The 7,711-nt window shown below is 69.0% G+C and carries 6 protein-coding genes; 1 reads left to right on the top strand and 5 read right to left on the bottom strand.

Features of this window, described 5'->3' with window-relative positions; all coding sequences use genetic code 11:
- Nucleotides 1–209 precede the first annotated feature (209 nt).
- From VFS34_12045 to VFS34_12055, 3 genes are read right to left on the bottom strand one after another with little or no spacing between them, the layout of a single operon-like run.
- Entirely contained in the window at nt 210–731 is a 522-nt protein-coding gene (locus tag VFS34_12045; protein ID HET9795182.1) for a DinB family protein, read from the bottom strand.
- Nucleotides 732–738: 7 nt separating this feature from the next.
- On the bottom strand, nt 739–2,400 hold the full coding sequence (locus VFS34_12050; GenBank protein ID HET9795183.1) for an ATP-dependent DNA ligase: 1,662 nt from the start codon (nt 2,398–2,400) through the stop codon (nt 739–741).
- Nucleotides 2,397–3,377: an MBL fold metallo-hydrolase gene (locus VFS34_12055; GenBank protein ID HET9795184.1), complete on the bottom strand. Its 981-nt coding sequence runs from the start codon at nt 3,375–3,377 to the stop codon at nt 2,397–2,399. Before VFS34_12055 ends, VFS34_12050 begins: the two co-directional genes overlap by 4 nt.
- 56 nt (nt 3,378–3,433) lie before the next feature.
- On the opposite strand from VFS34_12055, the gene VFS34_12060 reads away from it, so the two are divergent.
- A complete protein-coding gene (locus tag VFS34_12060) occupies nt 3,434–4,891 on the top strand; it encodes an aminotransferase class V-fold PLP-dependent enzyme (GenBank protein ID HET9795185.1) in 1,458 nt (485 codons plus the stop codon).
- Nucleotides 4,892–5,074: 183 nt separating this feature from the next.
- Here the strand turns inward: VFS34_12060 and VFS34_12065 are convergent, their stop codons facing one another.
- On the bottom strand, nt 5,075–6,655 hold the full coding sequence (locus tag VFS34_12065) for a radical SAM protein (GenBank protein ID HET9795186.1): 1,581 nt from the start codon (nt 6,653–6,655) through the stop codon (nt 5,075–5,077).
- A 229-nt stretch (nt 6,656–6,884) separates the two neighbouring features.
- Nucleotides 6,885–7,496, bottom strand: coding sequence for a YceI family protein (locus VFS34_12070; GenBank protein HET9795187.1), 612 nt, complete (start codon nt 7,494–7,496; stop codon nt 6,885–6,887).
- Nucleotides 7,497–7,711 lie beyond the last annotated feature (215 nt).

Genomic DNA, 7,711 nt, shown 5'->3' on the forward strand with positions numbered 1-7,711 from the left:
CGTCTGGCCGCGCCTCACGGCTGCCGCCCAGGAGGACGTCGGGCGAGCGCTCCGACCAGAACTTTCTCGGATTCATTTGGAGGCGCGGCGAGACGTGCCGGAAGACGGGTTCGGCGGGACCGGCCGGCGGGCGCGGCGTACCGGGGCGTACGTTAAGCCCGCCGGCGGTCCCGACGGACTCGTATAACGGCGCGTATCGTCCGCGCCGCCTATTTGCCGGTGCGGATGAGGCGCGTGAGCGCCGGCTCCCGGCCCATCAGCCGCGCATACAGCGCGAGCTGCCCGCGGTGGTACTCCTCGTGCGCGATCGCGTGATGGAGCCATTCGAGCTTCGTGCCCTTCAGCCCGTCGAAGCGCGTGATTTTCTTCTTCATCTCCCGCTCGCCCGCCCGGCGGAGCTTCCGCTCCGCGTCGGCGATCGACCGCCGAAGCAGACGGAGGATCGACGCGCGGTTTCGGGCCTTCGCGAGAGGGGCGTCGTACGTCGCGAGGAGCTCGGGCCACGGCGCGCGGTGGAAGTCCGTGTCCGGACGCGAGAGCTCGCCGGCCGCCATCATCCCGACGTCCATGATGTGCCGCAAGAGCGCGGCGACCGTGCGCGATTCGGGGGCGGGGCGAAAGTGGAAGCCCTTCGACGTGATGTTTTCGGCTTCCGCGATTACGCCGTCGCGCGCGCCGCGCCACGCTTCCAGCGCTTCTTCGAGCGGGGTCAATGGGTGCTGTTTCGTCATGGCCGGATTATCGCGCCTCTTCGAGGGGATTCGGCGGGGCCGCGCCCGACATCAGCTGCTCGTGCAGCTCGGCGACGCGCTCGACCGTGTCGATCTCCGAGATCGGCTTGTCCGGGCGCAGGCGCAGGATGCGCGGGAACCTCAGCGCGTATCCCGACTTGTGCCGGCGCGACTCCTGGATGCCGTCGAACGCGACTTCGAGCACGACTTCCGGCCGGACGATCCGCGTCCGGCCGTACATCTTCTCGGTGATCCGCTTGAACGTCGCGGTCGTCGCGGCGATCTCGGCGTCGGTGAGTCCCGAATAAGCCTTGCCCACGTTGACGAGCGAGCCGTCCGCCGCGCGGACGGCGAACGTCAGGTCGGAGAGGAGTCCCGCGCGCCTGCCGTGCCCCGGCTCGGCGACGGTGACGACGACGTCGAGCGTGGCGCGCGCCTTCTTGTACTTGAGCCAGCTCCGTCCGCGCTTCCCCGGCGCGTACGGGGCGGTCTCGTCCTTGATCATCAGTCCCTCGTTTCCGTGCGCGATCGCCGCGTCGAAGAGGAACTCGAGATCGCCGGCGCCGGAAGCGCGGGAAACCGGCGACAGGAACGTTCCCTGCGGAAGGACCAGGGATTCGAGCCTTCTCCGCCGTTCGACGAACGGAAGATCGATGACGAGCGCGCCTTCCCAGGCGAGAAGGTCGTAGAAGACGAAGACGAGCGGCACTTCCGCGATGGCCCGGCGATCGACCTTCTTGCGCCCCAACCGCTTCTGCAGCCGCCCGAACGGGAGGGCGCGCCCGTTCTCGAACGCGAGGATCTCTCCGTCGGCGACGAGCGGAACCGGGAGAGCCGCCAGGCGCGCCGCGATCTCGGGAAACGAGCCGGTGATCTCGTCGAGCGTCCGGGAGAACAGGGCGACGCGGCCCGGAGAGAGCGCGCCCGCCGGCGCGACGTGCGCCTGCGCCCGGATGCCGTCGAACTTCTCCTCGACGACGGTCTTCTCCCACGGGAGATCGTCGCCGGCTTCGTACACGGCCGCGAGCTGGAATCCCATGGGATGGAAGAGCGCGAGCGCGGCTTCCGACAGCCGGCCGTCGCACGCGAGCGCCGCGACCCGCCCCACGTCGCCGGCGAGCAGGTTCGCCCGCTGGACGTCCGGGAGGGGAACGGAGAACGCCTTCGCGATCGCCTGCTCGAGAAGGAGCGTCGAGAGCCCGGTGCGCTGCCCGCCGGACGCGAGCTTCACGATCTCCTTCAGGACTTCCGGCGCGAGCGGCTCGAGCGTCGCCGCCAGGAGCGACAGCTTCGGATCGACCCCGCGGGTCGCCGCCAGTCGCTCGAAGAACGCCGCGGCTTCCCGGACCGGAAGATCGGCCGATCGTTTCCGCCCTCGCTGGAGCAGCGCGAACGTCTCTCCCGCGTCCCCGACCTCGCGGAAGCAGTCGCCGAGAGTCTCGTCGTCGATTTCCGGAAAGAGGACTTTCGCCGTCCGATGGATCGCGCTTCCCCCGACGGAGAGGGTTCGTTCCTCGCGCGCGGAAAAGGGGCGGCCGGAAAGGAAGCGCGCGGCGATCGGGAGGGACTCCGGGTCGAGCGCCGCCAGATACCCCGCCGCGAGCGAGACCTTCCCGGACGTCCGGCGCGTCGCGCGGAGATTCGCCGCGAGCGCCGCGAATCCCTTCATGCCTCCTCCGGCGCGGCGGCCTCGAGCGCCTCCGCGTCCATTCCGCGGCGCGCCAGGATGCGCGCGAAGGCGTCCGCGAACCCGTGGACGGTGCGGACGCGTCGGGCGCGGGACTTCTCGACGATCGCCACGAGCTCGTCGAAATCCGCGTGGTCGGACATCGGGACGAGGCCCTGCGCCCCGTAGCGGTCGTACGCGGCGTCGAGGAGCGCCCAGCCGGTCACCGCGACGACGCGTCGGTTCCGGATCTTCGTGACCATCGGCTGGCTGCGGCACGGCGGCGGGACGACGAGGGCGCGCCCCTCGAGGGCCGAGGAATCGTACGGAACCGCGTTCGGGAAGGTCACTCCGAACGCGCGGTAGAGGGAGCTCATCTTCTCGATCGCTCCATGGAGGGAGACCGGGATGCCGGCCCCGCCGAGGATCCTGGCGACCTCCGGGCCCTTCCCGAGCGCGTACGCGAGGAAGACCGGTGTCGCGCCCTCGCCGAGCGCCGCCCGCGCCTCCGCGACGATCGCTTCCCGCAGGAGGCGTGTTTCGGGAAACCGAAAGACCCGCAGGCCGAACGTCGACTCGACGACGAGCGTGTCGCATTCCGGGATCTCGGCGGTCGCGCAGGTGAGGGAAGGGCGGAGCTTCACGTCGCCGGTCACGAAGAGGCGTTCGCCCCCCTGTTCGACGAGCGCGCCCGCCGAGCCGAGCACGTGTCCCGCCGAAAACAGCGTCAGGCGAGCCGGAGACCGGGGCGAGCCGACGTCGACCGGCTCTCCGTACGGGAGGACGACAGTCGCCGTCTCCCCGAACCTCGCCCGCACGATCGCGGCGGTCTCCGGTGTCGCGTACATCCGGCCGGGCAGCGCGCGGGCGTGATCGCCGTGACCGTGCGTGACGATCGCCGCTTCGACCGGAAGAACGGGATCCACGTGGAGACCGACTTCGGGAAGGAAGAGTCCCGCGGGCGTCGTTTCGAGCCGCACGGAGGAGAGGTTAGCAAGCTCCCGGCCACGACCCGCGGCGATCTATCATCCGCCGCATGACCGACACGCTCACGAACCGCCTCGCCCCCCTGGAAATGTCTTCCGGAGAGTTCCGCACTCTCGGCCATTCCCTCGTCGACCGAATCGCGGGGTTTCTCGACTCCCTTCCCGGCCGCCCGGTGACTCCGGCGGAAACGCCCGCGGAAGTCCGCGCGGCGATCGGGAGCGAGCGACGGCTTCCGGACAGCGGCTCTCCCGCCGCTCCCCTTCTCGAAGAAGCCGCTCGACTGCTCTTCGAACACTCGCTCTTCAACGGCCATCCCGGGTTCCTCGCCTACATCACGTCGTCCGCGGCGCCGATCGGAGCGCTCGCCGACCTTCTCGCCGCGGCGGTCAACCCGAACTGCGGCGCCTTCGGCCTCTCCCCCGCCGCGACCGAGATCGAAGCGCAGACGGTGCGCTGGATCGCGGAGCTGATCGGCTTTCCCGGAACGGGCGGGGTGCTCGTCTCGGGGGGAAACATGGCGAACTTCGTCGGCTTCGTCGCGGCCCGGCGGGCGAAGGAGCCGGAGGTCCGCGAAAAGGGAATCGATCCCGGGCGCGTCCGGCTGCGCGTCTACACGTCCGCGGAGACGCACACCTGGATCCAGAAGGCGGCGGATCTCTTCGGTCTCGGGACGGAGGCGATCCGCTGGATCCCCGTGGATGCGGAGCTGCGGATGATCCCCGAGGCGCTCGAGAACGCGATCGCGGAGGACGCACGCCGCGGAGAGCGGCCGTTCCTCGTCGTCGGGACGGCGGGCTCGGTCGGAACGGGCGCGGTGGATCCCCTTCCCGCGATCGCTGCGATCGCCCGACGCCACGACTGCTGGTTCCACGTCGACGGAGCGTACGGCGCGCTCGCGGCGGCGCTCCCCGACGCCTCGGCCGACCTCAAAGGGCTCGCGCTCGCCGATTCCGTCGCCGTCGACCCGCACAAGTGGCTCTACACGCCGGTCGAAGCCGGGTGCGCGCTCGTGCGCTCGCGCGACGCTCTCCGGGACGCGTTCAGCTATCGGCCGCCGTACTACCACTTCGACCGCGACGAGGAGACGATCAATTTCTACGAGCTCGGGCCGCAGAACTCGCGGGGCTTCCGGGCTCTCAAGGTCTGGCTGGGACTCCGCCGGACCGGTCGGGAAGGCGCCGTTCGGATGATGGCCGACGACTGCGCGCTCGCCGGCGTGCTCGCGGAGAACGTGAGGAAGACTCCCGGCCTCGAGCTCCTGACCGTCGGGCTCTCGATCGTGACGTTCCGCGCCGTTCCGGAAGGGATGACCGACGCGGAGGCTCTCGACGAGCTCAATACGAAGCTCCTGACCGCGATCCAGGAGGACGGCCGGTTCTATCTCTCCAACGCCGTCGTCGGAGGGAAGTTCGCGCTGCGCGCCTGCATCGTCAATTTTCGGACGTCGCGGAAGGAGATGGAGGCGCTGCCGGGCGTGGTCGTGGAGCTCGCGAAGGGGCTGCGGTAGGAGGCGCGGTGATACGCGCCGTCATATGGGGCCGCCGTGCCCGGGGGGCGGCCACCGGCCGAAGCGATCTCTCCAAGTCCGGACTCCGGAGATTGCCGCGGTCGCTGCCCGCCTTCGCCGAGGTTTCGCCGCGGCGAGCCCGCTCCCGGACAATGACCTCTTCTCCGTGGCCGGTCGCGCCCGCTATCTCTTGCTGATGAAGTCCCAGGCGTTGACGGGCTTGCCGGCACCCGGCGGCGCCGACGGCCGCACCACCGCGTCGATCTCCGGCGCGAAATCCTTCAGCAGCCGGCGCACCGGAACCCCGTCGGCGCCGCGCTCGAGGATCTCGGCCGCCGATTCGTCCATCTTCGCGAGATAGGCCTCCCACTTCGCTTCCGAAACCGGCATCGCCCGGAAACGGACGTTGCTCATCGGCACGAAGGCGCGGGAGAGGAATTCGCTCTTGCGCTTCAGGTCGTCCTCCGAGGCGAGCGGTTCGTTCTCGTAGGGCGTGTGGGGCTTCGGGATGAACGCGTTGACCGACGGAACGATCGTGGCCATCTTCCCGGTCGCCTTCGCGGAGGCGAGCGCGATCTCCCGGCAGTCGGCGACGAGCCGCACCAGGTCGCGCAGGTCTTCCTCCGTCTCCGACGGCAGCCCGAACTGGAGATAGAGCTTCAGGTTCGTGAACCCGTGCGCGAAGATCATCGCGACCTTCTCGCGAAGCATCGCGTCGGTCACCTTCTTGTTGATGAAGCGGCGCAGGCGCTCGTTGCCCGCCTCGGGAGCGATCGCCAGCGATCTCTCCCCCTGCGCCGCGAGGACCGAAAGGATTTCCGGACGGATCGCGTCGATCTTGATCGACGAGAGCGCGATGTGGAAACCGAGCGAGGCGAGCCCCGCGAGGATCGTGTCGATCTCCGGGTGATCGCAGACCGCCGTCGCGATGAGGCCCGTGCGATCGGTGAATTCACGGCCGAGCTTCGCGGTCGCGAGGATCGAGGACGCCGGATACTGCTTGATCGGCGCCATCGCGTAGGCCGCCCAGCAGAACTTGCACATCTCGGTGCATCCGCGCGAGATCTCGATCAGCAGCTTGTCGGAGAGCTCCGTGTGCGGGGTCAGGATCGTCGAATGCGGAACCTCGTAGTCGGGGCCGATCTCCTTCCTCGACATGGTCTGCTGGATCACGATCTTGCCGGCGGTCGAATTTTCGGCGCGCGTCCCCTGCACCGACGGCACGAAGAGTCCCGGAACTTTCGCGGCCTCCTCGAGGAACTCGTCCCGCGAGAGTCCCCGCTTCATCAACCCGGAAATCGCGGGCACGAGCTTTTCGCCGTCTCCCATCGCGAAGACGTCGAAGAACGGCGTCAGCGGCGCCGGATTGATTCGCGCGCAGTCTCCGCCGACGACGAGGATCGGGTGCCGCGCGTCGCGATCCTTCGCCCGCCGAGGGATCCGGGCGCGATCGAGCGTCTTCAGCAGATTGACGTAGTCCATCTCCCAGGAGACGGACCAGGCGACGACGCCGAACTCGGAGAGCGGCGTCCCGCTCTCGAACGTTTCGGCCGGCGCCTCCTCTTCCCAGAAGAAACGTTCGCAGACGAAATCGTCGACGCGGTTGAAGAGCCGGTACACCCACTGGAAGCCGAGATTCGACATCCCGACTTCGTAGGAGTTCGGGAATCCGAGCGCGAGCCGGTACGCGCCGAACTTCTTCGGCTCCTCGACGAAACGCTCCGCGGCGGCGAGCTGCCGCCTTCTTTCCGGCCAGCCGGTCATAAACAATCCAGTTTAGCAGGCCTCGCGATACATCGAGCCGGCCGGGCGCGCGTCTCGCGACACCTCGGCGTCAATCCCGGAGCGACCGTTACCCCGATGTCGAGGCGCCGCGAGACGTGCGGGAAGGCGGGGATCGGGCGGCTGCCGGCCGCTAAGGCGTACCGGGAGCGTACGGCCTGCGGACGGCAGGTCGCACGGCCCCGCATAACCGCGCGTATCGCGGCGCCTGTTATTCCGGGACGGCCCAGAGGCGAAACACGACCAGCATCGGCTCCTTGACCCGCATCAGGAACCGCGACATGTCGCGGACGCCGAAGGGCCGCCAGAAGACCGGGACGGCGCCCGCGACGACGACATGATCGGGAAGGACCGCGCATTCGACCGAGGTCTGGATCGGCTTGGCGACGCCGTGGATCGTCAGCGTTCCCCCGACTTCGGCCGTCAAGGTCGCGCCCGGCTCGAATCCCGAGAGATTTCCCTTGTACGAGCTCCCTTCGAAGAGGATCTCCGGGAAACGCGCCGCCTCGAGCGCGCGGTCCCGCACCTCGAGATCGCGCTTCGCCTTCCCCGTCTCGATCGAATCGGCGCGGATGGCGATCCGCGCCTTCAGCACGCCGGGCTGGCCGGGATCGATCTCGACCCCGCCGTGCCACGCGTCGACCTTCCCGTGGATGACGTGGAAGGACGTCGGGAGCTCGAACGTGATCGAAGACTGCTCCGGAACGAATCGATACTTCACCGCCTGGGCCGGCGCGACGGTCGGATTCTCCGGAATCGGCTTCTGCGCGAAGCCGGGGAGACACATCGCCCCGACGACGAGAGCCGAAATGAAGGTCTTCATGCCCGTATTTTAGCGCACGGCCTGGACAAAGGCCCGATCAACGTCCGGAACGGGCATGGCCGAACCACCAGTCGGCGACGTTCGTCCCCGTCGGACCGGTGCGGAAGGCCCCTCCCGAGTTCCCGAAATACGACGCCGAATCGTGCGCCGCGAGCCGTTTCCGCGCGTCCATCCCGCGGGCATTCCCCGCCGCGACCGTCCCGCCGTCGACGAGG

This window comes from Thermoanaerobaculia bacterium (assembly GCA_035717485.1).
Taxonomy (GTDB): domain Bacteria; phylum Acidobacteriota; class Thermoanaerobaculia; order UBA5066; family DATFVB01; genus DATFVB01.

Excerpts from the sequence above, each read along its gene's own strand:
- VFS34_12045 (HET9795182.1), bottom strand. The coding sequence starts at position 731 with ATGACGAAACAGCACCCATTGACCCCGCTCGAAGAAGCGCTGGAAGCG.
- VFS34_12060 (HET9795185.1), top strand. The coding sequence starts at position 3,434 with ATGACCGACACGCTCACGAACCGCCTCGCCCCCCTGGAAATGTCTTCC.
- VFS34_12065 (HET9795186.1), bottom strand. The coding sequence starts at position 6,655 with ATGACCGGCTGGCCGGAAAGAAGGCGGCAGCTCGCCGCCGCGGAGCGT.
- VFS34_12050 (HET9795183.1), bottom strand. The coding sequence starts at position 2,400 with ATGAAGGGATTCGCGGCGCTCGCGGCGAATCTCCGCGCGACGCGCCGG.
- VFS34_12070 (HET9795187.1), bottom strand. The coding sequence starts at position 7,496 with ATGAAGACCTTCATTTCGGCTCTCGTCGTCGGGGCGATGTGTCTCCCC.